Source organism: Pseudomonas sp. P105, assembly GCF_032614175.1.
Taxonomy (GTDB): Bacteria; Pseudomonadota; Gammaproteobacteria; order Pseudomonadales; family Pseudomonadaceae; genus Aquipseudomonas; species Aquipseudomonas rhizophila.
Window position 1 is genome coordinate 2,363,360 of sequence record NZ_CP126693.1, and the last position, 25,225, is coordinate 2,388,584.

At 59.9% G+C, this 25,225-nt stretch carries 29 protein-coding genes; 11 read left to right on the forward strand and 18 right to left on the reverse strand.

What is annotated here, in order from left to right; genetic code table 11:
• Positions 1–204: 204 nt before the first annotated feature.
• Positions 205–738 (forward strand): DUF3087 family protein, encoded by a 534-nt coding sequence (locus tag QOM08_RS10740; protein WP_160892857.1) that lies wholly within the window; start codon positions 205–207, stop codon positions 736–738.
• A 70-nt stretch (positions 739–808) separates the two neighbouring features.
• On the opposite strand, the gene QOM08_RS10745 is transcribed toward QOM08_RS10740, so the two are convergent.
• The 7 genes from QOM08_RS10745 to QOM08_RS10775 all read right to left on the reverse strand — a co-directional run bounded on the left by QOM08_RS10745 (position 809) and on the right by QOM08_RS10775 (position 6,895).
• Positions 809–988 carry a general stress protein gene (locus QOM08_RS10745; RefSeq protein ID WP_047227652.1) on the reverse strand — a complete coding sequence of 60 codons (180 nt, stop codon included), beginning with the start codon at positions 986–988 and terminating at the stop codon, positions 809–811.
• A 125-nt stretch (positions 989–1,113) separates the two neighbouring features.
• Positions 1,114–1,680, reverse strand: a complete 567-nt coding sequence (locus QOM08_RS10750) for an ATP-dependent Clp protease proteolytic subunit (protein ID WP_310662983.1) — start codon at positions 1,678–1,680, stop codon at positions 1,114–1,116.
• Positions 1,681–1,813: 133 nt separating this feature from the next.
• The gene (locus QOM08_RS10755; protein ID WP_139050587.1) at positions 1,814–2,851 is read right to left on the reverse strand and encodes a DNA topoisomerase IB; all 1,038 of its coding nucleotides are present in this window, start codon (positions 2,849–2,851) and stop codon (positions 1,814–1,816) included.
• 232 nt (positions 2,852–3,083) lie between these two features.
• Complete coding sequence (gene modC / locus QOM08_RS10760; RefSeq protein WP_173407082.1) at positions 3,084–4,163, reverse strand: molybdenum ABC transporter ATP-binding protein; 1,080 nt, start codon at positions 4,161–4,163, stop codon at positions 3,084–3,086.
• 3 nt (positions 4,164–4,166) lie between these two features.
• Positions 4,167–4,847 carry a molybdate ABC transporter permease subunit gene (gene modB / locus QOM08_RS10765; RefSeq protein ID WP_047227648.1) on the reverse strand — a complete coding sequence of 227 codons (681 nt, stop codon included), beginning with the start codon at positions 4,845–4,847 and terminating at the stop codon, positions 4,167–4,169.
• Positions 4,848–5,600: a molybdate ABC transporter substrate-binding protein gene (gene modA / locus QOM08_RS10770; protein ID WP_160892853.1), complete on the reverse strand. Its 753-nt coding sequence runs from the start codon at positions 5,598–5,600 to the stop codon at positions 4,848–4,850.
• A 227-nt stretch (positions 5,601–5,827) separates the two neighbouring features.
• Positions 5,828–6,895 (reverse strand): nitronate monooxygenase, encoded by a 1,068-nt coding sequence (locus tag QOM08_RS10775; protein ID WP_310662984.1) that lies wholly within the window; start codon positions 6,893–6,895, stop codon positions 5,828–5,830.
• A gap of 148 nt (positions 6,896–7,043) precedes the next feature.
• On the opposite strand from QOM08_RS10775, the gene QOM08_RS10780 reads away from it, so the two are divergent.
• Positions 7,044–7,532 (forward strand): GyrI-like domain-containing protein, encoded by a 489-nt coding sequence (locus tag QOM08_RS10780; RefSeq protein WP_047227645.1) that lies wholly within the window; start codon positions 7,044–7,046, stop codon positions 7,530–7,532.
• Here the strand turns inward: QOM08_RS10780 and ada are convergent.
• From ada to QOM08_RS10795, 3 genes are all read right to left on the reverse strand, one after another.
• Positions 7,496–8,569 carry a bifunctional DNA-binding transcriptional regulator/O6-methylguanine-DNA methyltransferase Ada gene (gene ada / locus QOM08_RS10785; RefSeq protein WP_047227644.1) on the reverse strand — a complete coding sequence of 358 codons (1,074 nt, stop codon included), beginning with the start codon at positions 8,567–8,569 and terminating at the stop codon, positions 7,496–7,498. The genes QOM08_RS10780 and ada overlap by 37 nt on opposite strands.
• A gap of 88 nt (positions 8,570–8,657) precedes the next feature.
• Positions 8,658–9,338 (reverse strand): DNA oxidative demethylase AlkB, encoded by a 681-nt coding sequence (gene alkB / locus QOM08_RS10790; RefSeq protein WP_409078012.1) that lies wholly within the window; start codon positions 9,336–9,338, stop codon positions 8,658–8,660.
• Positions 9,325–10,053, reverse strand: a complete 729-nt coding sequence (locus QOM08_RS10795; protein WP_139050584.1) for a 2OG-Fe(II) oxygenase — start codon at positions 10,051–10,053, stop codon at positions 9,325–9,327. Before QOM08_RS10795 ends, alkB begins: the two co-directional genes overlap by 14 nt.
• A gap of 236 nt (positions 10,054–10,289) precedes the next feature.
• Here QOM08_RS10795 and QOM08_RS10800 point away from each other — a divergent pair, with 236 nt between their 5' ends.
• Positions 10,290–11,732 carry a hypothetical protein gene (locus QOM08_RS10800; protein ID WP_139050583.1) on the forward strand — a complete coding sequence of 481 codons (1,443 nt, stop codon included), beginning with the start codon at positions 10,290–10,292 and terminating at the stop codon, positions 11,730–11,732.
• A 142-nt stretch (positions 11,733–11,874) separates the two neighbouring features.
• On the forward strand, positions 11,875–13,128 hold the full coding sequence (locus QOM08_RS10805) for a hypothetical protein (protein WP_139050582.1): 1,254 nt from the start codon (positions 11,875–11,877) through the stop codon (positions 13,126–13,128).
• 201 nt (positions 13,129–13,329) lie between these two features.
• On the opposite strand, the gene QOM08_RS10810 is transcribed toward QOM08_RS10805, so the two are convergent.
• Both QOM08_RS10810 and QOM08_RS10815 read right to left on the reverse strand, forming a co-directional pair.
• Positions 13,330–13,500: a hypothetical protein gene (locus QOM08_RS10810; RefSeq protein WP_171061392.1), complete on the reverse strand. Its 171-nt coding sequence runs from the start codon at positions 13,498–13,500 to the stop codon at positions 13,330–13,332.
• 27 nt (positions 13,501–13,527) lie between these two features.
• Positions 13,528–13,830: a DUF1883 domain-containing protein gene (locus tag QOM08_RS10815; RefSeq protein WP_003182962.1), complete on the reverse strand. Its 303-nt coding sequence runs from the start codon at positions 13,828–13,830 to the stop codon at positions 13,528–13,530.
• A gap of 199 nt (positions 13,831–14,029) precedes the next feature.
• Here QOM08_RS10815 and QOM08_RS10820 point away from each other — a divergent pair, with 199 nt between their 5' ends.
• Both QOM08_RS10820 and QOM08_RS10825 read left to right on the forward strand, forming a co-directional pair.
• Positions 14,030–14,380: a hypothetical protein gene (locus tag QOM08_RS10820; RefSeq protein ID WP_139050581.1), complete on the forward strand. Its 351-nt coding sequence runs from the start codon at positions 14,030–14,032 to the stop codon at positions 14,378–14,380.
• Positions 14,381–14,489: 109 nt separating this feature from the next.
• Positions 14,490–14,720 (forward strand): hypothetical protein, encoded by a 231-nt coding sequence (locus tag QOM08_RS10825; RefSeq protein WP_047227641.1) that lies wholly within the window; start codon positions 14,490–14,492, stop codon positions 14,718–14,720.
• Between the two features lie 16 nt (positions 14,721–14,736).
• Here QOM08_RS10825 and QOM08_RS10830 read toward each other — a convergent pair whose 3' ends face one another.
• On the reverse strand, positions 14,737–15,018 hold the full coding sequence (locus QOM08_RS10830) for a hypothetical protein (protein WP_047227640.1): 282 nt from the start codon (positions 15,016–15,018) through the stop codon (positions 14,737–14,739).
• Positions 15,019–15,134: 116 nt separating this feature from the next.
• Entirely contained in the window at positions 15,135–15,350 is a 216-nt protein-coding gene (locus QOM08_RS10835; protein WP_047227639.1) for a hypothetical protein, read from the reverse strand.
• Positions 15,351–15,583: 233 nt separating this feature from the next.
• On the opposite strand from QOM08_RS10835, the gene galU reads away from it, so the two are divergent.
• The 4 genes from galU (at position 15,584) to ahpF (ending at position 20,515) form a co-directional block, all read left to right on the forward strand.
• Positions 15,584–16,423 carry a UTP--glucose-1-phosphate uridylyltransferase GalU gene (gene galU / locus QOM08_RS10840; RefSeq protein ID WP_047227638.1) on the forward strand — a complete coding sequence of 280 codons (840 nt, stop codon included), beginning with the start codon at positions 15,584–15,586 and terminating at the stop codon, positions 16,421–16,423.
• A 305-nt stretch (positions 16,424–16,728) separates the two neighbouring features.
• On the forward strand, positions 16,729–18,087 hold the full coding sequence (gene gorA, locus QOM08_RS10845) for a glutathione-disulfide reductase (RefSeq protein ID WP_139050580.1): 1,359 nt from the start codon (positions 16,729–16,731) through the stop codon (positions 18,085–18,087).
• A gap of 177 nt (positions 18,088–18,264) precedes the next feature.
• Entirely contained in the window at positions 18,265–18,828 is a 564-nt protein-coding gene (gene ahpC, locus QOM08_RS10850) for an alkyl hydroperoxide reductase subunit C (RefSeq protein WP_047227636.1), read from the forward strand.
• 124 nt (positions 18,829–18,952) lie between these two features.
• The gene (gene ahpF / locus QOM08_RS10855; protein WP_076385334.1) at positions 18,953–20,515 is read left to right on the forward strand and encodes an alkyl hydroperoxide reductase subunit F; all 1,563 of its coding nucleotides are present in this window, start codon (positions 18,953–18,955) and stop codon (positions 20,513–20,515) included.
• Between the two features lie 209 nt (positions 20,516–20,724).
• On the opposite strand, the gene gloA is transcribed toward ahpF, so the two are convergent.
• Entirely contained in the window at positions 20,725–21,246 is a 522-nt protein-coding gene (gloA, locus tag QOM08_RS10860; RefSeq protein WP_047227634.1) for a lactoylglutathione lyase, read from the reverse strand.
• 191 nt (positions 21,247–21,437) lie between these two features.
• Here gloA and QOM08_RS10865 point away from each other — a divergent pair, with 191 nt between their 5' ends.
• Complete coding sequence (locus QOM08_RS10865; RefSeq protein WP_047227633.1) at positions 21,438–21,974, forward strand: DUF4946 domain-containing protein; 537 nt, start codon at positions 21,438–21,440, stop codon at positions 21,972–21,974.
• A 91-nt stretch (positions 21,975–22,065) separates the two neighbouring features.
• On the opposite strand, the gene QOM08_RS10870 is transcribed toward QOM08_RS10865, so the two are convergent.
• From QOM08_RS10870 to QOM08_RS10880, 3 genes are all read right to left on the reverse strand, one after another.
• Positions 22,066–22,431 carry a histone-like nucleoid-structuring protein, MvaT/MvaU family gene (locus tag QOM08_RS10870; protein WP_188252367.1) on the reverse strand — a complete coding sequence of 122 codons (366 nt, stop codon included), beginning with the start codon at positions 22,429–22,431 and terminating at the stop codon, positions 22,066–22,068.
• A 186-nt stretch (positions 22,432–22,617) separates the two neighbouring features.
• Entirely contained in the window at positions 22,618–24,198 is a 1,581-nt protein-coding gene (locus QOM08_RS10875; RefSeq protein WP_310662985.1) for an EAL domain-containing protein, read from the reverse strand.
• 58 nt (positions 24,199–24,256) lie between these two features.
• Positions 24,257–25,123, reverse strand: a complete 867-nt coding sequence (locus tag QOM08_RS10880; protein WP_076385324.1) for a LysR family transcriptional regulator — start codon at positions 25,121–25,123, stop codon at positions 24,257–24,259.
• Positions 25,124–25,225 lie beyond the last annotated feature (102 nt).

Sequence of the window (25,225 nt, forward strand, 5' to 3'; positions counted from 1 at the left end):
AATACGATGCCGTACACACAACGACGGCATCTTGAAAAAAACGTCCACGCAGAAAGATCGCACGATCCTTGCGGTATCGCCATGGACTTTGATCCGGATCCTTCGGGTCGGTTGCAACACAAAATGAGCTCCAGCATAGCTAAATCCACCGGGCAGGCGATAATGCGGGACTTTTTTTACCCCGCACAAGGAAATTGCACCGCGATGTTCGAGCTCAAGCCGTGGGACGCCGAAGTCTACCGACGCCAGACCCGACGCAGTACCCTCATCGTCGCCGTGACGTTCCTGGCACTGGCGATGCTGTTGTCCAGCCTTTCGGTGATGCTGTTCGGCACACCCGGGGGGGATAATTTTCGCTTCAATCTCGGCGGGGTGATTGCCGCGGTGTTGGTGATGGTCGCCTTGATGCGTCTGTATTTCTGGTCGCAGCCGTGGATGGCCGCGGCGGTGTACGGCTGGCAGCTCAAGCGCAGCCTGATGAGCATCACCAATGTGATGCACCAGGTGAAGGCCGGTGTGCAGGCCCAGGACGTGGCTGCGATGAAGCTGCTACGGTTTTATCATCTGGGATTGACGCAGATGCATCAACTGGACGCCAACTCCAGTGCCCAGGGCTCACTCGCCCGCGAGGCTGATGAGCATCTGACAAGGATGCAGGCGCTCAATCTCGACAGCGAGCAAGCTCGGCTGGACCCGATCTGGATCGACATGGTGAAAAAGGCTTATAGCGGACGCTGATCGACGCCTCAGGGCAATGACAGATTAAGCGCCGGAGCGCAGCAGGCGTGCGCCCCAGCGATTTTCCAGGTTACGATTTTCTGCCCGCGCCTTGGTTGCGGTCAGTTCCTTTGCGGCCCGCCTCAGTGCCTTTCTGACGATCACTTGCAACGTTACCGCCCGACGCATGGCCGCCTTTCTTGCCGGCTTCCGATGCTTTTTCCCGATCATTTGCGAAGTTGCCTTGGTTTTTGTTTCCACTACTGGCCATTTCGAGCATCCTCATTTGGTTACGCGAGCAACGTGCCTCGCATAATTTGTGAAAGGAAATGGCCGGCAAAAGTTTAATGAAAACGCTTCGTCAGATGACGAACGGCACGCACTGACCGCACGGGGTCACTGGTCCTCGCCACCACTGATTTTCCAATGCTTGGCATCCACCGGGAAAACCACTTGCTCGACCCGGTGCGCGATGCCGAAGGCCAAAGAGTTTTCGGCCGGGATGACCCTTTCTTCGGCGCAAAGACATTTGAAAATGTCCAACTGAGTTGCGGCGCCGGCGGTTTCCTTGACGTAGATTTCCACGTACCGCGCCACGTCGTTGTCCAGGCTGGACAGGTATTCCCGCAAACGCGAGTGATCCACCGACTTCTGGCCGAAATACCAGTTCATCGGGTGAATCAGAAAACGCGAGTGAGGCGTGGTGGTGCGGTCGCTGGCGGCCAGGTACATGATGATGCCCATGGACTCGATATTGCCGGCATTCACGGCACGCACCGGCACCGGAAGGGATTTGATGAAGGTGTAGAGGGTAAAGCCGAAGTTGGTACTGCCACCGATCGTCGAGAGGTTGAGCATCAGTGAGTCGGCGCCTTTTTCAATGGCTTCCAGGCAGTTGTCCCGGAAGCGCTCGGTCGTTCCCTGATCGATCTGGCAATGAAAATGGACAATGTGTTCGGACATTTCAAACTCCTGTCGACTTCCCGTTGAACGGTCTGCGCAGCGGTGGCGCCGTACAGTTGGGAGTTCGCAGGTGCGCGGATGTTCCTCGTCTGAGGCCGGATGTTGGCGTTCGCGCAGGTGTGGTTCGCCGGGTTCAGCACGCTTCGGCAGTTTGGGCCATGCGTTGCAGGAACATCGCCAGCGCAGCTTCCTCCTCGCTGAGGCCTTTGCGGACCCGGGGGTTGGGCAGCTCACTCAGCGAACCCAGCAGGAAACCCTCCACCACGGCGGGATGGATGTAGCATTTACGACAGACGGAGGGGGTATTGCCCAGTTGCCGGGCAACCTGCCTGACCATCTCGGCGAGGTGTTTTTTTGCCTCGCTCTCGGTTTCCCAGCACAGCAGTCGCAGCCCCGCCAGAGCCGCCGCGCTGCCGGCCCAGGTGCGGTAGTCCTTGGCGGTGAAGTCCGCGCCGGTGAGGCTCTTGAGGTAGGCGTTGATATCGGACGAGCTGACGGAGTGGCGGTCGCCATTGTCGTCCAGGTACTGAAACAGGTTCTGCCCGGGAATCTCCTGGCAACGCTTGATGATCCGCGCCAGACGCCGGTCTTTCACGGTGATCTGGTGTTCGACGCCGCTCTTGCCACGGAATTGGAAGGCAATCGCGCTGCCGTTGACCTCCACATGCTTGCTGCGCAGGGTGGTCAGGCCGTAGGAGCGGTTGTCCCGGGCATACTGGGTGTTGCCGACCCGGATCAGGGTGACGTCCAGCAACGTGATAACCGTGGCCATGACCTTGTCGCGGCTGAATCCGGGCGTGGCCAGGATCTGCTCCAGGCGTTTGCGCAAGCGCGGCAGGGTACGGCCGAACTCCAGCATTCGGGAGTATTTGTCGGCATCGCGCACTTCCCGCCAGCGTGGGTGATAGCGGTACTGCTTACGCCCACGAGCGTCCCGACCGGTGGCCTGGAGATGGCCGCGCGGGTCGGTGCAGATCCATACATCGGTGTAGGCCGGCGGTACGGCCAAGGCGTTGATGCGCTGGATTTCGGCCGCATCGGTGATCCGCTGGCCCTGAGGATCGAAATAGCAGAACTTGCCCCGCAACTTTTTGCGGGAGATACCAGGGGCGGTGTCATCGACATAATGCAGATCGGCCGGCAGCGCATCCGGCGGCAGGGTGTCGGGCATGAAAGAATCCTTGGCAGCAAATCCGGGGCCTGTGATCGATTGACCGCAGCCTGTGACGGTCGTGCCAAGTTTCTGAGGTGGCCCGCAACACCCACGAATCAGGGTTGGACCGCCGGACCTGTGGGAGCGAGCCTGCTCGCGATAGCGTCAGATCAGTTCACACCCATGTTGACTGAACCACCGCGATCGCGAGCAGGCTCGCTTCCACAAGGGATTTGTCTGGGGCGATACCCTACGCCAACACCGCCACCGCCTTGATCTGCGCCCACAGCAACTGCCCCGGATGAAGCTTCAGCTGATCGCGGGAGTAACGGGTGATGCGCGCCAACAGCGGCGTGCCAGCAGCCTCCAGCCGAATCAACACATGGGCGGCGTTGTCGGCGGCCAGTTCGCTGACCACGGTAACGGGCAAACGGTTGAGGATGCTGGTCTGGGCATCGTTCGCCAGGCTGAGGCTGACGTCACGGGCCTGGACCTTGAAGCGTAGCGGCTGTCCGATGGCCAGAGGCGTGTGGGCGACACGCACGTTCAAGAGGCTGTCGGGCAGTGTCAACGACAGCAATTGATAGGCCGCGTCATACCCGCTGACCTTGCCCTGGACCACCACGCCCGCGTCATCGCCCAACGCCAGTGGCAGGTCGAGTCGCGCCAGTGTTTCGCCGATCGGCCCGCTGGCCAGCACGCGACCGGCCTCCAGCAGCACGATGTGGTCGGCCAGGCGCGCCACTTCGTCCTGCGAGTGGCTGACGTACAGCACTGGGATGTCCAGCTCATCGTGCAGGCGTTGCAGGTAAGGCAGGATTTCGTTCTTGCGCCGGGTATCCAGGGCGGCCAGGGGCTCGTCCATCAGCAGCAGTCGCGGGCTGGTCAACAGGGCTCGGGCGATGCCGACCCGCTGGCGTTCACCGCCGGACAGGTTGTGTGGCTGTCGATCGAGCAAGTGACCGATGCCCAGCAGTTCGGTAGCCTGGTCCATGTCCACCCGCCGTTGCGCCGGCGCGATGCGCTTGAGGCCGAACGCCAGATTGGCCTGCACGGACAGATGCGCGAACAGGCTCGCTTCTTGGAACACGTACCCCAGCGCCCGTCGATGGGGCGGCACGAACACGCCGCGCTCGCTGTCCTGCCAGACTTCGCCGTTGACCTCGATGAAACCCCGGGTCGGCCGTTCCAGCCCGGCGATGCAGCGCAGGCAGGTGGTCTTGCCGGAACCGGACTGGCCGTACAGCGCGGTCACGCCACGGCCCGGCAGTTGCACATCCAGGTCCAGGGAGAAGTCTCCATGGTCGAGCTGAAAACGCGCTTGAATCATCGATCAGCTCCAGCCGGCCCGGGTTCGGCGGCTGGAATACAACGCCAGCAGCACAAGAAATGAAAACACCAGCATTGCCGCCGCCAGCCAATGAGCCTGGGCGTACTCCAGGGCTTCGACATGGTCGTAGATCTGCACCGACACCACGCGGGTCTTTTCGGGGATATTGCCGCCGATCATCAGCACCACGCCGAATTCGCCGACGGTGTGGGCAAAGCCGAGGATTGCCGCAGTGATGAAACCGGGGCGGGCCAAGGGCAGGATGACACTGAAAAACGTATCCCAGGGACCGGCCCGCAAAGTGGCCGCCACTTCCAGGGGACGACTGCCGATAGCGGAGAATGCGTTCTGCAATGGCTGCACCACAAACGGCATGGAGTAGATCACCGAGCCGATCACCAGCCCGGTGAAACTGAAGGTGAGGGTGCCCAGCCCGACGGCCTGGGTGAATTGACCGATCCAGCCGTTGGGGCCCAGGGCGAGCAACAGGTAAAAGCCGATCACCGTGGGTGGCAGCACCAATGGCAGGGCCACCACCGCGCCCACCGGCCCGCGTAGCCAGGACTGGGTACGTGACAGCCACAGGGCGATGGGCGTGCCGATCAGCAGCAGGATCACTGTGGTCAGCGAGGCCAGTTTCAGGGTCAGCCAAATGGCGGCGTAGTCGGCACTGGTCAGTGGCATTTAGCGTTGATAACCGTAGGCTTGGATGATGGCGGTGGCTTTCGGGCCTCTGAGGTAATCCATGAACGCCGAGGCGGCGGCGTTGTTTCGCCCTTTGTTGAGGATCACCGCGTCCTGTTTGATCGGGTCATGCAGCTCGGCGGGGACGATCCATGCCGAACCGCTGGCCACCTTGCCGTCCTTGTACACCTGGGACAAGGCCACGAAGCCGAGTTCTGCGTTGCCGGTAGAAACGAACTGATAAGCCTGGGTGATGTTCTGGCCTTCGACGAGCTTGCCTTTGACTTGCCCGGACAACCCCAGTTTGTCCAGCACCTGGGTGGCGGCCAAACCGTAGGGCGCGGTTTTCGGGTTGGCGATGGACAGGTGCTGGAAGCCGTTGTCCTTGAGCACCTGGCCCTGGCTGTCGACATAACCGTCCTTGGCCGACCACAGCGCCAGCGTGCCGACCGCATAGGTGAAGCGCGAACCCTTCACGGTATCGCCTTCGCTTTCGAGCCTGGCCGGGGTGGTGTCGTCGGCGGCGAGGAAGACTTCGAACGGTGCGCCGTTCTTGATCTGGGTGTAGAACTGCCCGGTCGCGCCATAGGCCGCCACCAGCTTGTGGCCGGTGTCTTTCTCGAAGCCGGCGGCGATGGCCTGGACCGGTGCGGTGAAATTGGACGCCACGGCCACCTGCACCTCATCGGCCTGGACGGCGCCAACGCAAAAGAGTGTAGTCAGCAGCAACGGCGCGAAGCGGGTGAGGTACATAAAGGCTCCGAAAGGTCGGTTTCGCTATATACGGAAATATATAGCGAATGGACGATAAACGGAACGCGGCATTTTGCGGACGTTGGTGTGAGAGGGCGGCCGCCATCGCGAGCAGGCTCGCTCCCACAGGTCCAGTGGTGTGCCCAGATGTTGTGTTCGCCACCGATCCCCTGTGGGAGCGAGCCTGCTCGCGATGGCATTCCAACAGACGATGAGCTCCTTCAGGATCAACCGCGGTTGTTGAATCGGACCAGTGCCTCTTCGGCCAAGCGCCGGGTCAGCTCCGCGGTCGACAGCTCCCGACCCATGGGGAACGCCTGGCCGGCCCACAGGTTGCTGAAGTCTGCTTCATCCTTGGCGCGCAACGGCAGCAACGCACCGCCAGCCAGGGGGAATGCCGGCGCTATCGGACTCATCGGCCCGATCTCGCGCATCACCCGGTTGACGATGCCCCGGGCCGGGCGGCCGGTGAACAGGTTGGTGACTGCGGTTTGGCTTTCCTTGGCCGTGCGCAGCGCCCGGTGATGGGCCGCGCTGATCTTCGCCTCGGGGGTGAACAGATAGGCGCTGCCCAGTTGCACCGCCGATGCGCCCAGAGCAAACGCTGCGACGATACCCCGCGCATCGCCAATACCGCCCGCAGCGATCACCGGCACGCTCACCGCATCCACCACCTGGGGCAGCAAGGCAAACAGGCCGACCTGGGTGTTGAGGTCGTCGCTGAGGAACATCCCGCGATGGCCGCCGGCTTCATAGCCCATGGCGATGATTGCGTCACAACCGTGCTGTTCCAGCCAGATGGCTTCCTCGACGGTGGTGGCCGACGACAGGACTTTAGCACCGGTGGCTTTCACCCGATCCAGCAGGGACTTCTCCGGCAGGCCGAAGTGGAAGCTGACCACTTCAGGACGCATCTGCTCCAGCACCCGGCAGGCTGCATCATCGAACGGCGTGCGGTTGGACACCGGCGTCGGCGCGTCGAAGTCAGCGCCCAGTTCTTCGTAGTAGGGCTTGAGGTGCTGCTTCCAGGCCTCGGCGCGCGGCTCGTCGAGCACGGGTGGCTGGTGACAGAAAAAATTCACGTTGAACGGCTTGTCGGTCTGTTCGCTGATCGTCGTCAGCGCCTGGCGCAACTGCTCGACATCCAGCATCGCCGCCGGCATCGAACCCAGCCCGCCGGCATTGCAGGCAGCGATCACCATGGCCGGCCCCGTCACTCCGGCCATCGGCCCCTGGATGATGGGTAGCTCGATGCCAAGCAGGTCAAGAATGCGAGTGTCTGGCCACTGGCTCATGTACGGGTCTCCGACGGCAGAGGAAAATAGCGTTTTTAGCAGGTGTGGCCCGGCCAGGGCCAGTCGAGTTTTTCAATCGGATGCGGCAACTTGATCCCGACGGCCAGCGGGTTACCATGCGCGCTTCATTTCTCAAGGAGCCTGACCCATGGACGTCAAACTCAAGGCAGTCGAACCCTTTACCGTGGCCGGCCTGCAGGTACACACGCGCAACGCTGACGAACAGCAGTCCGACACGGCACGGATCGGCCCGATGTGGCAGCAATTCTTCAACGAAGGGTTGTTCGACAAGATCCCCGCCAGGCAGTCGGAATCGTTTGTCTACGGGGTCTATTCCAACTATGAATCCGACGCCACCGGCTACTTTGATGTGACGGCCGGGGTGCAGGTGGATGCGACCAGCGCAGGCTACCCCGCCGTGGACATCGAAGGTGGGGATTACCTGGTGTTTTCGGCCAAGGGACCGATGCCCGATTGCGTGATCCAGACCTGGGGCCTGATCTGGGCATATTTCGCGGACAACCCGCAGACGTTGCGCCGCTTCACCACCGATTTCGAGGTCTACAGCGGCCCCGACTCGGTGGCGATCTACATCGGCGTTCAGTCCGCGGACGAGCGCTCCAGCGCCAGCAACTGACGCTTGCGCTCCACGCCCCAGCGATAGCCTGACAGGTTGCCGTCGCTGCGCACCACCCGGTGGCAAGGGATCGCCACCGCCAGGCTGTTGGCCCCGCAGGCCTGGGCCACGGCGCGCACGGCTTTAGGCATGCCGATGCGCTGGGCGATCTCGGCATAGCTGGCGGTGCTGCCCGGCGGAATATCCCGCAGGGCCTGCCAGACCCGTTCCTGGAAAGCCGTGCCTTGCAGGTCCAGCGGCAGGTCCAGGCCCAGGGCCGGTGCCTCGATAAAGCCCACCACCTGGGCGATCAATTGCTCGAATTCGCGGTCGGCACCGATCAGGTTGGCGCGGCGAAACTTGTCTTGCAGGTCCCGCACCAGCGCGTCCGGATCGTCCCCCAGCAGGATCGCGCACACACCGCGTTCGCTTTGTGCCACCAGAATCGCCCCGAGGGAACATTGGCCGACGGCGAAACGAATGTCGGTGTTCTGCCCGGCGGCGCGATAATCGGCGGGTTTCATGCCCAGCACTTTGTCGGCGGCTTCATAAAAGCGGCTGTTGGAATTGAAGCCGGCGTCGTACAGCGCTTGGGTGATCGATCCACCATCGCTCAGGCGTTCGCGCACCTTGCGCGAGCGGTGGGCGGCGGCATAACCCTTGGGTGTCAGGCCGGTGACGGCCTTGAACACCCGGTGGAAGTGGAAGGGACTCAAGCCTGCGCTTTGCGCCAGTTCATTGAGCCCAGGCAGTTCTTCGGCAGCCTCGATCTGTCGGCAGGCGGCCGCGACCCGGGCCGCTTGTTGGGCGGCGAGCTGGGTCTGGTCCCTGGCCACTCGCTTGCTGGGACGATACCCCGCCGCCTGGGCCTGTTCCGGCGTGTCGAAAAATTCCACGTTCCGCGGATTGGGCAGGCGCGACAGGCTGCTGGGATGGCAATAGATGCCGGTGGTTTTCACGCCATAGACGAATTGCCCGTCGGCGCGCGGATCCCGGGCGAGCACGGCGGCCCAGCGAGGATCCTGTTCAGCGGTGAGGGTGTTCGAAGTGCTGTTCATGGTCGTTATGTCCATTGGCCCGTTTTGGCTAAGGTAGCGAGCCTGTGAGATGGCAACACTCCGGGTCTTGCGGTTGAATTCTGCACGGTTACCCGGCGGTGCGGAACGTCAGGTTGATCCGCTGGGCGCCCAGCTTCGGATGCTGGCCTTGCTTGAGCGGCAGCACGCCGTGATAACGCAACCGGTCCACGCCGCCCCAGACCACGATGTCGCCGTGGAACAGTGGAACGCGCAGACTTTTGTCGCTGCGCTCGAACCCGCCGAACTGGAAGACTGCCGGCAAGCCCAGGGACATGGAGACGATGGGGGCGCTGAGGCAGCGTTCGTTCTTGTCCTGATGCAGCGACATTCGCGCGCCGGGCACGTAACGGTTGATCAGGCAGGCGTCGGGCTCGAAGTGCTCGAAGTGGGCCTGTCGGGCGGCGGCCTGGGCCAGTTCGCGGAACACCGCTGGCATGTCGGGCCAGGGGTCGCCGGTCTGTGGGTCATGGGCCGTGTAGCGATAGCCAGTGCGGTCGGTGGTCCAGCCCAGCGCGCCGCAACTGCTCAAGGCCACTGACATGGTAAAACCGCCAGGCGTGACCATCTGCCGGAACGGCGCGGCCAGCAACACCGCTTCCAGGGCCGGCAGCAAACGTTCGAGCCAGGGCAGGGCGAAACCGCGCAACACAAACGCTTGCTCGCCGATCTGTTCGGTCAGGCCGGGTGTCGTCGGCGTCTCGTCGGCGAACAGGTCCAGCGTGATAGGGGTGTCGTCACTGCGCATCATGAAAAATGATTCCAAGTGTATGCCGGCTACCGCTGTGCACGCGGCTGACGCCATGGCGCATGTTCACCCGATAATAACCGCGAACGCCTTTGACCGGCCGTTGATGCACGGCAAATACCAGCGCATCGCCCTGTTTCAGATCGATAACCTGCGCACGTGACTGCATGCGCGGACGCTGCTCCGTGAGAACGAACTCGCCGCCGGTAAAGTCCTGGCCCGGTTCCGACAGCAGAATCGCCACCTGCAACGGGAATACGTGCTCGCCGTACAGGTCCTGATGCAGGCAGTTGTAGTCCTGCGGGCCGTATTGCAGCAACAACGGCGTAGGACGCCGTTGCCCGGCGGTGTGACAGCGTTCAATGAAAGCCGGATGCTCGTAGGGGTAGCGCACCTCAAGGCCCATGCATTCGTTCCAGCGATTGGCCAGCGGCACCAGCGCCGGGTACAACGACTGTCGCAATTGCTCGACGACATCGGGCAGCGGATAGCGAAAATACTGATACTCCCCGCGCCCGAATCCGTGGCGGGCCATGATCACCTTCGAACGGAAAAGGTTGGGTTCGGCGTATAGGCCACTGAGCATCCTGCATTGCTCGGCCGTAAGCAGGTTGCGGATGATTGCGCTGCCGTCCTGGTCGAGGTTTTGTTCCAGGGAGGGCCAGTCGAGGGTGTTTACGCGCTGGGCCAGCGAGAGTGTGTGCGGGGTAGGGGGCATGATCGCAACCTTGGCAGAGAGGAAGGAGCAGTCTGGCAAGCGCCCGGGCGGTCGCCACTCCGGGGCTTGCGGTCAATGTCTGTCGAAGGGGCTGGCGATCTTGCGCGGAAGCCAAGCACAGGCTTGCATCCGACCAGTGACCTCTTTTTTCATTGCCACCTGTAACTTCTGACAGTAGCCAATTCCCTTTTCACGGTGCCCAATAACGTTATCGTTAATCCTGACCGGAGTTCGCCATGACTCGTCCCCCATCTGAAGCTCCCAACGACGGCAGCATCGCCGCGGACTCCACTGTTGAAATATCCGATAATGGCGACTCCAAGGGTACGTTCACCGCCACCAATGGCACCTGGACCACTACTCCCATTAGCGTGGCGCCCGGTGCTCACAGTTTTACTGCCCAAGCCAAATACGGCAGCGAGCCTGTGTCAGCGGCGCGAACCTTTAATGTCATTACCCTGACCGATCAGCATAAACCGTATATCCAGCAAGCCGAGAACAATGGCAGTGGCATGACGCTTGATCTGGGCACTTTTTCCGGTGATGCAACGGTCAAGGCTATCGCCTGGCCGGGTATCGCGCTTGGGCAGAAAGTCTGGTTGAGCTGCCGCGGCAAAAAGACCAATGGTGATGATCATGTCATCACCCTTTACACAGCGTGGCCCGTTGGTGATCCGGAGCTGACTGTTGGACTTTCCAGAACGCTGGCGCGCGCGGATCTGGAATTACTGGGGGATAACACTGGGTTGACGGTGGAGCTCAAGGTCCAGTTCAACGGTTCCACCGTGGAAGATGGCGCCGCTGTCTTCCCGCTCCGGACTTATGCGATCAAGACGGTGGAGGTGGTTGCGCCAACCCTCATCGATATCACCGACTCCAAGGGGACTGTGGTTGACGGGACAACGACCGAGACCAGCGTGACCGTTACCGGTACGGGCAGCAAAGGCCAGCAGATTCAGTTGATGGACGGTAATAGCGCTATTGGCGATGCTGTTGATATTCCCGCCAACACTACAACTTGGGACACCACGCTTACCGGGCTGGACGCCAAGGCCTATAGCCTGAAGGCCAAGGCCCTCTACGGTAGCGGTCAGGAGTCGGCGGTAAAAGGCTTCACCGTAGTGAGACCCATAACGATAGATCCGACACAGATGGTCCTGTCCACCTGGACCTTCTTGAGCAGTACGGGAGCCGTGCCGCCCAATCCTTACGAGGGCGCATATGGTTATCGCCAGCCCACCGGCGGCGTGCCTCCTTATCAATACAGCTCAAGCGCTCCTAATATTGCCCATGTTGATGTGAATACCGGAAAAGTCACTTCCTTTGGCAACGGTGCAGCCATCATTTACGCCGTGGATAAGAACGGTGAGCACGCGTCCTATCCGGTTGCTGTATCCAATGTGTTCGTGGCCTTCGGGACGGGCATTAATGGCACCTATAAGCAGTGTAGCGCTGCGGCGAGCGCTCAAGGGGGACGGATTCCGACACGCGATGAATGGCATCGAATGAGGCTGGACTACAACGGTCTCCCCGGCGTCAGTCCCAATTGGACATGGTCATCGACTACGTGGGGCATTGCCTATATGTACGGTATCCAAACCGAGACAGGCGCGGAAATGGCACTTGAATATGTGTTGGGTAATAGTCGGGCGGATGGCTTTGGCATTAGAGCGAAATAGCGTTTGTTTCGTGTCGATCAGGCGGTTCATCCGTTCGTCTTAAATCTATGCATACCTGTTAGTTCTGACAGTAGCCAGCACCCATATTTCGGAGGTCTGATAACCCCACAGTCCAGTGCTTCAGAACAAGGGGAATCCGATCATGACCGATTCATCAACACCCGCCGTCCAACCCAGAGTACTGGACGACCCTTTGCTGCCCGATGCCACGGATCCCGTCGTAGGCGGCGATTTCGGCATTCCCAAACGTATTTATGATGAAGCACCCCGCGGTTGCAAAGTGGTGGTTGATGCTTTGGTCGGTCAAGTGGGCGGCGAGAGGATTTCGCTCAACTTGAACGGCATCGAGGATCTGGACAGCGGATACACGCAGGGCCCCCATGACTCGGTCGAGTTGCATCTCCCACCCGGGTTTCTGTTGCATAACGCGGTCAATCGACTGACTTACACCGTGGCAAGTCGTGGCGGAGCCCCTGAAACCTCCACGCCTCCACTGGAGCTGTTGTACAACCTGATCCGCCCCGGTAACGTGGATCGGTCGCCGGGCGAGCCTGGGCATTCCGAGCTGGTGTTGTTGCTACCGGACGAAATCAAGAATGGTGTAGGCCCGGGCTTCACCAGGGCGACGGTGTGCGTGAGTTACCCGTATTGCCGGGCCTACGACACCATTCGCCTCAATTGCAACGGCAAGGAGCTGACTCGCAGGGTACTGGAAACCGAGGCGCCCGAGCCGCCGGACCATGGCTCGCCGACACCGACCACGATTTGTTTCGATGTCACCAGCGCCGACCTGGGCGCTGACCATCCCGAATTTGTATTCTCCTTCACGGTTACCGACCAGCTGGGCAACACCCCCGATCTCAATTCACCGTATTCGGCCGAACAGCTCGTGGACGTGGACCAGGCCGGCAGCAGGCTGCCGATGCCGATCCTGCGGGAAGTTCTCACCGATACCGGTGATGACCCGAGCATCATCGATCTCGACAAACTGGGTACCAATCCTTTGCTGTTCGTGGTCTTGACCGCCGACCCGCGTATTCTGCCCGGAGACTCGATCGAGGGGACATACGTGGTGAGGGTAGCGGGCCAACCGAATATCACGGTGCCGGTGTCGGGCACCGTTGAAACGGATGGTTTCGGGCAGAAGCAGGTGTGCATTCTGGAGGTCCCTAACGACAAGGTCATTGCCGGGAGTTCGGTGCAAGCGTCGTACAGGGTGTTCAGGGGTATTCCGTTGGTGGGTTCTTCAAGAACCGCATTTGCGACCGTCATTGGCCAGGGCGCTCCCGATGTTGAACCGGTCATCACCCGGATAGAGGACTCCAAAGGCAATGAGATCCCAGAGGGTGGGATCACCGTCGATACCCTCGTGAAGCTTACCGGTACTGCTCGCTAAGGTCGCAAATGGGGTGAGGGCGCTTGCGGTTTTACGTCTGATGCGCTGCCGGGGGGAGCAAGCGTCATAAGGACGTTCTGTGGCGAGGGGATTTATCCCCGTTGGGCCGCGAAGCGGCCCCAGACCTGCTGCGCAGCCGAGCGGGGCGGTGCGACGTTTCGATAAATCCCCTCGCCACATACACCGGGGGAGCGCAGCTTGTTAAAGCGCTTTGCTGACTTTGACATCGCTGATCACATCATCGGTCTGGCCATGCATCGCCTGCAGCGCTGCCATGGCTTCGTCCACTGTGCCGGTCTCCAGTTGCGCGAATTCGAAGCGGCGTTCGCCGTTGAGCTTGTAATTGATGACGTATTTGGTTGTCTGGGCCACGGTTTTGCCTGTCTTGAAGGGCGATGCTCAGCTCAGTTTCGAGCTGGAACGCCGGATGATTTTGATTTTGTGGGTCAGGGTCGGCTTGCGCGTGACGCTGATGGCACGGCGGTTGACGGTGTCGATGGTGATGTTCCAGAAACCGGTGCTCGGTGCGGTGATCCTGGCCGGGAACGTGTCGAACGCGCCGCCGTGATAAGTGTGCCGGCCGCCGTTCTTGAAGCTGCGGAAGTTGGCGTCGTTCATCAAGCGGATGTTGCACATTTGAGAGCATTCGATGACGACGATATCGTCTTCGTTGAGGTGTTCGCGCTGGTGTATGAATTTCATGGGCGCCTCCAGAAGGGCTTTTTCTACCAAATCAAAACGATAGCAAGGTCAATGCTGCGCAGTTTATCAGCACCGGATGCTAATATCCGGCCTGCGCCCCACGCTTTGTTCATTTATCGCAGGATGCGCAAAAAAAGACGCAGGACGCTGGAGAAAAGCAGCGTTTGCATTGTCGGAGGATCTTTATCGGAGGAATCATATGAAGCGCAGCGTGTGGGTGTTGGCATTGGCCATGAGTGGATGTGCATCGGTATCGGACATCAACCAGACGCCGCCCACCATGAATGTCATCTCCGGAAAGAAACCTCAGGAATATGCCAAGTGCGTCGCTGACAAGCTGGCCAGCACCCGTGGTCCGCTGCAAATGGAACCTCACAAGAATGGCGTGCGCTTGATCGTCCCCGGCAAGTTGTCGACGCTGCCGGCGGCGGTGTTCGACATTGACGAGCGCTCCAGTGGCAGCAGCATCAAGCTGCACGAAAGCCTGTCCAACGTGCCCGTGCGTCCGGGTGATGTGCAGGATGCGGCCAACGCCTGCATTTCCGGTTGAGCCCGGGCTCGGCCTGACGAGCAGGCCGGGCATCGGATAAACTGCTGCCCTCGACAATAAATGCCGCCACGGTCGACGTTGGCGGCATTGTCATTTATGGAGTCAGTCGATGAAGCGCGAGCAGGTGCGTGAGCGCCATGCAGAAGGTCTTATCTGCGCCACCCATGTGATTCAGAACCCGGCGACCCCGGGGGAGTGGATCGTCTTTTTCAAGAAAAGCGCAGGACGCAGCTTTTTTCTGGTGGACGACCAGGACGAAGTTGAATCCTTCAGCCGCCTCGATGACCTGATCGAGATCATCCGCGGCCTGGGGATCAAGTTCGCCGAGATCCACATCTGAGCGTCAGACCACGGGTTTATTTACACACCACCAGGACGCTGCGGCTGGTGAAGTTGCCGACATCCACACCCAGGGTCTTGTCGCTTTCCTTGGCTTGCGGCGTGCCATCGGTACCGACGATGCGGTAGCCGGTGCCGGCACAGGAGGCGTCAGCCTTTTCATAACAGGTGGCCCAGGAGTTCGCTTCGCCCGAGCAATCGATGGTCAGGCCTTGTTCGCCGGTGTTCAGGTAGGTTTTTTCGGCTGTGGCACAGCCTGCCAGGGCCAGGACTGCAAACAGCGCCAGAAATTTTTTCATGGAATCGTCATCGAGAAGGAAGGGGCTGGCGCGAGGTTATAGCGAATGGCCATTTCGGTACAGATAAACAAAGCCCCGTTCCATGTCCAGGCGACATTTACTTGAGGCTTGTCTCGTTACTTTTTACGACGGGGGCTGCGCGCTGGAGCCGTTTCACGCTCTTTGGTTGCCGGGGCAGCGCGCTCGTCCTGAAACACGGCGGCCACTTCCACCGCCATCGCTTTGCTGGGCAAGGGGCCGGCGACCTGTTCACCGTGGTAGTTGATGATCCACCACTGACCGTCTTTGTCCTGGCTGACCGAATAACCGTTTGCGTTTTTTGTTGCCGACATCTAACTGCCTCATTGGCGGGATCAAGAGCGCCATGATACGTCAAATGCTCGCAAACAGCGCCCATGAGCGTACAGTGAGACCGCTTGGCCCTCGCAATGAAAGATGATTGAACTATCCGCCATTTTTTATTTCTCTATGATGGCATCGGTTGGCCAGCTTGGGCATTGTAAGGTGCCTGCGGCCTGATTAGACTGCGCCGAAACTCGTACACACCGCCTTTTCAAGGACTTATATGATCAAGAAATGCTTGTTCCCAGCAGCCGGTTACGGTACTCGCTTCCTGCCAGCGACTAAAGCCATGCCCAAAGAAATGCTGCCGGTGGTGAACAAGCCACTGATCCAGTACGGCGTCGAAGAAGCCCTTGCTGCGGGCTTGACGGAAATCTCCATCGTCACTGGCCGCGGCAAGCGCGCCCTGGAAGACCATTTCGACATCAGCTACGAGCTGGAAAACCAGATCAAGGGCACCGACAAAGAGAAGTACCTGGTCGGCATCCGCAAACTGCTGGACGAATGTTCGTTCTCCTACACCCGCCAGACCGAAATGAAAGGCCTGGGCCACGCGATCCTGACCGGTCGCCCACTGATTGGTGACGAACCTTTCGCCGTGGTCCTGGCGGACGACCTGTGCGTCAACCTCGAAGGCGACGGCGTGTTGACCCAGATGGTCAAGCTGTACAAGCAGTTCCGCTGCTCCATCGTGGCGATCCAGGAAGTCGATCCGCAGGAAACCAACAAGTACGGCGTAATCGCCGGCGAAATGATCCGCGACGACATCTACCGCGTCCACAGCATGGTTGAAAAACCAAAGCCTGAAGATGCACCGTCGAACCTGGCGATCATCGGTCGCTACATCCTGACCCCGGACATCTTCGACCTGATCGAACAGACCGAGCCAGGCAAGGGCGGTGAAATCCAGATCACCGACGCCCTGATGAAGCAGGCCCAGAACGGCTGCGTCATGGCCTACAAATTCAAAGGCAAGCGTTTCGACTGCGGTGGCGCCGAAGGCTACATCGACGCGACCAACTTCTGCTTCGAGAACTTCTACAAGACGGGTAAGGCGTACTGATCGCCTGCGCCGCACCTTGAAAAACGCCCCGACTGGTTCGGGGCGTTTTTTTTGTCTGGAAAATGCTCTCACTCCAACAAAACCCCTGTGGGAGCGAGCCTGCTCGCGATGACGCCGGCACATCCAGCATCACCACAAACTGACCCACCGCTATCGCGAGCAGGCTCGCTCCCACAGGTTCTGGCTCAAGTGATCGGTGTTACCCATCTCGCCTGGATTTTTCATTTCCCGCCCCCATGACCATCGCAACGCTGCCTCGCGTGAAAACAGCAGGTATGCTGATGGCCTGCCGAAGGAGATAGAAAATGGCCTACGATTTTGACTTGTATGTGATTGGCGCCGGTTCCGGCGGTGTGCGGGCTGCGCGGTTCGCGGCCGGTTTCGGGGCCAAGGTGGCCGTGGCGGAGAGCCGCTACCTGGGCGGTACCTGCGTGAACGTGGGGTGTGTGCCGAAGAAACTGCTGGTCTACGGTGCGCATTATGCCGAGGACCTCGAGCAAGCGTCGGCCTATGGCTGGACGACGGGAGAAGCGAGTTTCGACTGGGCCACGCTGATTGCCAACAAGGATCGGGAAATCAATCGCCTCAACGGGATATACCGCAACCTGCTGGTCAACAGCGGCGTGGTGTTGCACGAGGGCCACGCCAGGCTCACCGGGCCCCATGAGGTCGAGATCAACGGCCAGCGCTACACCGCCGAACACATCATGATCGCCACGGGCGGCTGGCCGGTGATACCGGACATTCCGGGCCGTGAGCACGCGATCAGCTCCAACGAGGCGTTTTTCCTCAAGGAACTGCCCAAGCGCGTCATCGTGGTGGGCGGTGGCTACATTGCCGTGGAGTTCGCCGGAATCTTCCATGGCATGGGCGCGCAGACGTCGTTGCTGTATCGCGGTGAGCTGTTCCTGCGCGGCTTTGATGGCGCCGTACGCAAGCATCTGGCCGAAGAACTGAGCCGTCGAGGCATGGATCTGCAATTCAACGCGGACATCAAACGCATCGAAAAACTGGACGATGGCAGCCTGGAGGTAGAGCTCAAGGATGGCCGCATACTGGCCACCGATTGCGTGTTCTACGCCACCGGCCGGCGGCCGATGCTCGACAATCTCGGCCTTGAACACACCGGCGTCACGCTGGACGAGAAGGGCTTCGTCAAAGTCAACGAAAAGTACGAGACCGCCGAGCCGTCGATCCTGGCCATCGGCGATGTCATCGGTCGCGTACAACTCACCCCCGTCGCCCTGGCTGAGGGCATGGCGGTGGCGCGGCGACTGTTCAAGCCCGAGCAATATCGCCTGGTGGATTACCGGATGATCCCCACGGCTGTGTTCAGCTTGCCGAATATTGGCACGGTCGGCCTGACTGAAGAGCAAGCCAGGGAGGAGGGGAAGGAAGTCCAGGTGTTCGAAAGCCGCTTCCGCCCGATGAAACTGACCCTCACCGACTGCCAGGAGCGCACGCTGATGAAGCTGGTGGTGGATGCCCGCACGGACAAAGTGCTGGGCTGCCACATGGTCGGGCCGGATGCCGGGGAAATCGTCCAGGGGCTTGCCATCGCGCTCAAGGCTGGCGCCACCAAGCGTGATTTCGACGAGACCATCGGCGTACACCCGACTGCCGCCGAGGAATTCGTCACGATGCGAACTCCCGTAGCGTCCTGATCCTTGGGACTCACCTATGGCGAGCGAGCCCGCTCGCCATATTAGGTTTTCTTCTATCTATTAAGCGGCTGATAGCCAAAACCAATCATTCACATCAGGTTTGCCAATGAGCCTGCCGGGGGATGAGTGGTTAAGATTCACCCCATCAACTTTTCAACCCCTGACGGAGAGTCATCGATGCCTATCATCAACAGCCAAGTTAAACCGTTCAACGCTACCGCTTTCAAAAACGGCGAATTCGTCCAGGTTTCGGATGCCGATCTGAAAGGCAAGTGGTCCGTGGTGTTCTTCTACCCGGCCGACTTCACCTTCGTTTGCCCAACCGAGCTGGAAGACCTGGCCGACAACTACGCTGAATTCAAGAAGCTGGGTGTCGAAATCTACAGCGTCTCCACCGACACTCACTTTGCTCACGCTGCCTGGCACAACACCTCGCCAGCCATTGGCAAGATCCAGTACACCATGATCGGTGACCCGACCCACGTCATCTCCCGCAACTTCGACGTGCTGATCGAAGAAGTTGGCCTGGCTGACCGCGGTACTTTCGTGATCAACCCTGAAGGTCAGATCAAGATCGTTGAAATCAACGACGGTGGTGTAGGCCGTGACGCTTCCGAGCTGCTGCGCAAGGTCAAGGCTGCTCAGTACGTTGCTGCTCACCCGGGCGAAGTCTGCCCAGCCAAGTGGAAAGAAGGCGAGGCCACTCTGGCTCCGTCCCTGGACCTGGTCGGCAAGATCTAAGTCTGTGAGTCATCCGAGGGCGATCCGCTCTTAATCAAGCAAGCCGCTTCGCCCCAAAAAACGCCCGGGCGAGATTCGCTCGGGCGTTGTTTTTTCTGAAATTCAAAAAATGGAAATCGCCCGTATGTTGGACGCCAATCTTAAAGCTCAGTTGAAGTCATACCTGGAACGGGTCACCCAGCCGATCGAGATCGTCGCCTCCCTCGACGACGGTGCGAAATCCCAGGAAATGCTCGCGTTACTCAAAGACGTTGCCAGTCTGTGTGACCAGATTACCTTGCTCGACAACGGCACCGATGCGCGTAAGCCTTCGTTTTCGTTGAATCGCCCAGGAGCCGATATCAGCTTGCGTTTTGCCGGTATCCCCATGGGCCACGAATTCACTTCGCTGGTGTTGGCCTTGCTGCAAGTCGGCGGTCATCCTTCCAAGGCCAGTGTCGAAGTCATCGAACAGATTCGCTCCCTTGAAGGCGAGTTCAACTTCGAGACCTATTTCTCGCTGTCCTGCCAGAACTGCCCGGACGTGGTCCAGGCGCTGAACCTGATGGCGGTGCTGAACCCGAATATCCGCCACGTCGCCATCGACGGCGCGCTGTTCCAGGCCGAGGTCGACGAACGCCAGATCATGGCCGTGCCGAGTGTTTATCTCAATGGCGTGAACTTTGGCCAGGGCCGCATGGGCCTGGAAGAAATCCTCGCCAAGATCGACACCAGTGGTATCGAGCGCCAGGCTGAGAAGATCAGCGCCAAGCAGGCTTTTGATGTGCTGGTGGTGGGCGGTGGCCCAGCCGGCGCGTCGGCGGCCATCTATGCGGCCCGCAAGGGCATCCGCACCGGTGTCGCGGCTGAGCGCTTCGGCGGTCAGGTGCTCGACACCATGGCCATCGAGAACTTCATCTCGGTGCAGGAAACCGAAGGGCCGAAATTGGCCGTCGCCCTGGAAGAGCACGTCAAGCAGTACGACGTGGACATCATGAACCTGCAACGCGCCGATGCATTGGTGCCAGGCAAGGATGGCGCGCTGCACGAAATCAAATTCGCCAGTGGTGCGAGCCTCAAGGCCAAGACCGTGATTCTGGCGACCGGTGCGCGCTGGCGCGAAATGAACGTGCCGGGCGAGCAGCAATACCGCAACAAGGGCGTGGCGTACTGCCCGCACTGCGACGGCCCGCTGTTCAAAGGCAAACGCGTGGCAGTGATCGGCGGCGGTAACTCCGGCGTGGAAGCGGCCATTGATCTGGCCGGTATCGTGGCCCACGTCACTTTGTTGGAGTTCGACGTGCAATTGCGTGCCGACGCGGTATTGCAGCGCAAACTGCACAGCCTGCCGAACGTGACCGTGATCACCAACGCCCAGACCACCGAAGTGACGGGCGATGGTCAGAAGGTCAACGGCTTGCGCTACAAAGACCGCCCAAGCGGTGAAGTACGGGACGTGGCGCTGGAGGGGATCTTCGTGCAGATCGGTCTGTTGCCTAACACCGATTGGCTCAAAGGCACCGTCGAGCTGTCGCCACGGGGCGAGATCATTGTCGATGCCCGCGGTGAAACCTCGATCCCGGGTGTGTTCGCCGCCGGTGACGTGACAACTGTTCCGTACAAGCAGATCGTGATCGCCGTAGGCGAGGGGGCCAAGGCTTCGTTGAGCGCCTTTGACCACCTGATCCGTACCTCCGCGCCGGCATAAACAGCCGATAGCGAAAAAAACAAAACCCCATGGGCCCAGTGCTCATGGGGTTTTGTTTTTTGGATCACGCATTACCTTGTGGGAGCGAGCCTGCTCGCGATAGCAGACTGTCTGGTACATCAATGTTGAATGCGCTGCGCTATCGCGAGCAGGCTCGCTCCCACAGGGGGCTGTGGGATTTTTATTGCCCACACACCCTACGGTGGCGCTTACAGCGGCGCGGGCTGGATGATTTCAACCCAGTAGCCATCCGGGTCTTTGATGAACGCCAGGCTTTTCATGCGACCGTCGTTCAGGCGCTTCTGGAAGTCGCAGCCCAGCGCTTCGAAGCGCTCGCAAGCGGCGACGATGTCCGGGACCGAGATGCAGATGTGGCCGAACCCGCGTGGGTCAGTGTTGCCGTTGTGGTAGGCGAACGCCGGGTCGCTTTCGGTGCCGTGGTTGTGGGTCAGCTCCAGGATGCCGGGGATGGATTTCATCCATTCGGTGCGCTGTGCAGCGTCGGCCGGAATCTGGCTCTTGTCCACCAAGGCGAGGAAGTACAGGCTGAATTCGGCTTCCGGGAAATCGCGTTTTTCCACCAGGGAAAAACCCAACACCCGAGTGTAGAAATCCAGGGACTTGGTGATGTCCTTGACCCGCAGCATGGTGTGGTTGAAGACGAATTTGGCCGTGGCGGTATCGGGTTGGGCGGTGACGCCAGGGAAAGTGTTGAGTTCGTGCAGGCTCATGGGCCCTCCGGAAAATAAGTGGGGCAAACGGCATCGCAACTTTGCTGCGACGGTCCTGGGCTTGCGCTAAACGGCTTCCTTGCAGGTGCACCCATGATACGCAAGGGGCGCGGCATCGCCAAACGCCTCTGGCTATTGCTTGCCTGGGCGGCGGGCTTCAGACTTTACGAATCGTCCTTGAGTGCAATGCAATGATTCGACCGTTCCTTTCGCTGTTTGTCCTGCTGCTGGCCGCGATGGCAAATGTCGCTGTCCAGGCCGCCGAACCGCAGGTCGCCTGGCCCCCAGGCTGGGTCATCGAACCATTGCCCTCTGATGCTGGCACCTCGTCGGCAGCGCCGGGAACGACCCGGCAACGGGCGACAAAGAGTGATTCAGCGGGCACGGCGGTGATGGTCATGGAACTGACCACGACGCCCATCGAGCCGGGTCATCAAGTCAACTTGCAAGGCGTGTTACTGGAAATGCGCAAATCAATTCAAAAGGACTTTTATCAGAGCGGTTATCAAAGTGTCTGTAATAAGATTCATTCTTCGATGTTGGGCGACGTTGCCGCACTCGAGACCACTTGCACGATCACGCAAAACGGTCGGCACGTGTTATCTCAGACACTCGTCGCTGCACTAAAGGAGGGCAGGGCTAATGTGCTGTCCTATGCGGGGCAGGCTCAGGAGTTTGTAGAAAACCAGGATGAAATACAGTCGGTACGAAATAGCCTGAAACTATAAAGCCCTCGGTATTAGAACTACTTAATCCAGAAATCCTGCCCCATAAAAAACCCTGAGCAGGCTCAGGGTTTTTTTCATTCGGCCAGCTTTCTCAGCTGCGCAACCAGGCGTCAACGGTTTTTGCACCGTACTGTTCTTTCCAGGCTTTCAGGCCTCGATGGTTGCCGCCTTTGGTTTCGATCAGTTCACCTGTGTGCGGGTTCTGGTACACCTTGACCACTCGCGCACGGCGGGTTTTGACAGGCTTGGTCGATGGCAGGCCCCCCTTGGCCGGGTTCGGGTCGAGAATCGCGATGACGTCGCGCAGGCTCTTGCCGTAGGTTTTCATCAGTCCCTGGAGCTTCTCTTCGAATTCGATTTCTTTCTTGAGCCCGGCATCATTCTTCAGCTTTTCCAGCTGCTTGAGCCGCTCTTGAAGGTCCTGTTCTGCTCTACGAAATTCAGCGAGTCTGGACAATATCGTTACTCCAATCAGAATATTTGGCTGATACCAACCGCAAACAAAGCTATAAGCCAAGTGCCTTGAAGCGACTCGGTGATAATGACGCTCCTGCTATTAGCCACAGGTAAAAAAATTGTAGTAGTGAAACCCACGGGTGTAAATCGTAACTTTTTCGTTATGTAACAAGGAATGCGAATTTTATCAGTCCGACTGTGGTTGTCCGTGGAGGGACGTAGCACCAGGGCTTTCAATGACGGACACCGCCGCAATGAAATCCGCGCCACTCATCGGGCGACCAAATAGATAACCCTGCAAAAAGTTCACCCCGTGAGCGGCCAGATAGTTGCTTTGTTCAACGGTTTCGACCCCCTCGGCAACGATACCCAAGTCCAGCTTGCCCGACAGTTCGATGATGCTGTCAAGGATGTGCCGCGACAGGGCATCGACGCCGATCATGGCAACAAAGCTCTGGTCGATTTTCAGGAAGTCCACGTTGAACTGGCGCAAGTAGCCCAGGCTGGAATGACCGGTGCCGAAGTCGTCGATTGCGATCTTCACCCCCAGTTCACGCAGGTGCTGGAACAGCTGGTGAGTGGTGGGTGTCGGTTCGATCAGCTCGCGCTCGGTCAGTTCCAGCACCAAGGTAATGACCCCCGGTGGGAAGGCCTCCAGGAACTCGCGGCAATCTTGTACCAGTTCCAGACTCTGACAGTGGCGAGCGGTGATGTTGATGCCGACGTGAAAAGGACTTTCCAGTTGCGGGACCAAGGGCGATAGCAAGCGCATCGTTTGCTGCATCAATGTCCGGGTCATCGGCACGATCAAGCCGCTGTGTTCAGCAAAGGGAATGAACAGGTCCGGCCGCACCAGGCCTTCCTTGGGATGGTTCCAGCGCATCAGCACTTCGACCCCGGCCCAACGTTTGCTGTCGCCCTGCACGACCGGTTGCAGATACGGCACGAACTCCCCGGCCTCAAGCGCGCGTTGCAGCTCATGGCTGGGGGATGAGGCGCGTTTTTGCAGCCAATGGCCGAGCGTTCCGGCGATGACACCGAAGAAGATCAGCAGGCTGAACAGCGGCGGATACTCACGGGCCATGTAGCGCCAGATTTCCCCCTCATCGAAGCCGGCTTCAACATTGAAGGCATAGCGCGATGAGGTCAGGTTGCTGCGGGCGACCGGCAGCGCGGGCAGGGGCGCTGGTCGGACCTTCCCGTCCGCGGTCAGCCAGTTTGGCCCGACTTGCAGCAACAACCGGGTTTCGCCGCCGATCAGACGCAAGACATTGGCCAGGTGATAACCGTCCAGCGTTGCCAATGCCCCTTGTTGCCCTTCATTGAGCCGGTAGATCAGCAGCGCGGTGTCGGGGGTGATGGGGTTGCCGTTCATGAGCCACAACGTACCCTGATGGTAGGCGTTCGGATCAACCGTTTCCTCGAAGGCGCCAAACAGCGAACTGCAATAGAGGATGTTGTCCCACACCAGGTTGGTCGAACGGACGAATGGGCGACGCGTCACCTGTTCGCGCAAGGCCAGTTTCACCGCTTCGCAGGGCTGGCCGGCCAGAGGCAGCAGTTCGCGCGCCGCCAGGGCGGTGTTGTCGAGCATCAGTTCGATCTGCCCGATCAACTCTTCGCTGGTCTGTCGGCTCTGTTGCTCCAGTGTCCGTTCGGCCTGCAGGTACAGAATGCCCAGCCCTGACAGTATCGGCAGCACGCCGCAGAGCAGCGTGATCAGGTTGCGACGGGGCCGCTTGCGCAAACGAGTGGCGGTCAATGGCATCTGCATAACCTGTGAGGGCTTGAGGAACAGCTTCGATAGTGTATCCGGTTGCGGGTGATCAGACTGACTGCCTCGCCAGCTCGATAAACGCCAGGGTGGCGGGCGAGGCCTGTCGGCTGTCCAGTACCGCCAGGCCTATCTGACGCGGAACCTGCGGCGACAATGGCCGCGTGACGAACCGTGGGTTGTCGCCGCCCGGCAGCGAACCTTCGGACACCAGGGTCACGGCCTCGCCGCGGCTGACGACATCCAGGGTACTGAGCAGCTGCGAACAACGATAGCGCACGTTCGGTGTGAGCCGGGCTGCGTTGAACAGGCGCGAAACCAGTTCAGAAGAACCGGCCTCGGTGAGCACGAACGGGTCGTTGCACAGGTCCTTGAGGCTCAGGCTGGCTTGGGCAGCGAGGGGATGGGCGGTGGGCAGCACGGCGACCATCTGGTCTTGCATCAGCGCGAACGTGTCGAAACGGTCTTCGGGCAGCACCACGAAACCGACGTCGATCCGCCGTTCATCCAGCCACTGGATGACTTGCCGGTCCGGCCCTTCGTCGATGTGCACTTCGATCCCCGGATGCAGAGCCCGGTAACGTTGCAGGATGGCGGGCAACAACTTCATCGACGAAGTCGGACCGAACGAGCCGATGCGCAGGGTGCCTCGGCGCATGCCCCGCGCATCGGCGGCTTCCTGGCGCAGGGTATTGGCCAGCCCGAGCATGGCCCGGGCGCGCAGCAGCAACTGCCGGCCAATGTCGCTGGGTTCGATGAGGGTCTGATGACGTCTGAACAGCTCCACGCCCAACTCCTGCTCCAGCGATTTGATGGCGTGGGACACCGCTGACTGGCTGATGCCCAACCGCGTCGCCGCGGCGGTGAAACCGCGTAGCTCGGCGACCTGGGAGAAGATTTCGAGTTGGGTGAGGGTCATGAGGGAATGCTCATTTTACGATGATCAAGCATGAGGCGAACAATAGAGTATCTCAAGCGCACTTTCCTGTGGCGAGGGAGCTTGCTCCCGCTTGAGTGCGCA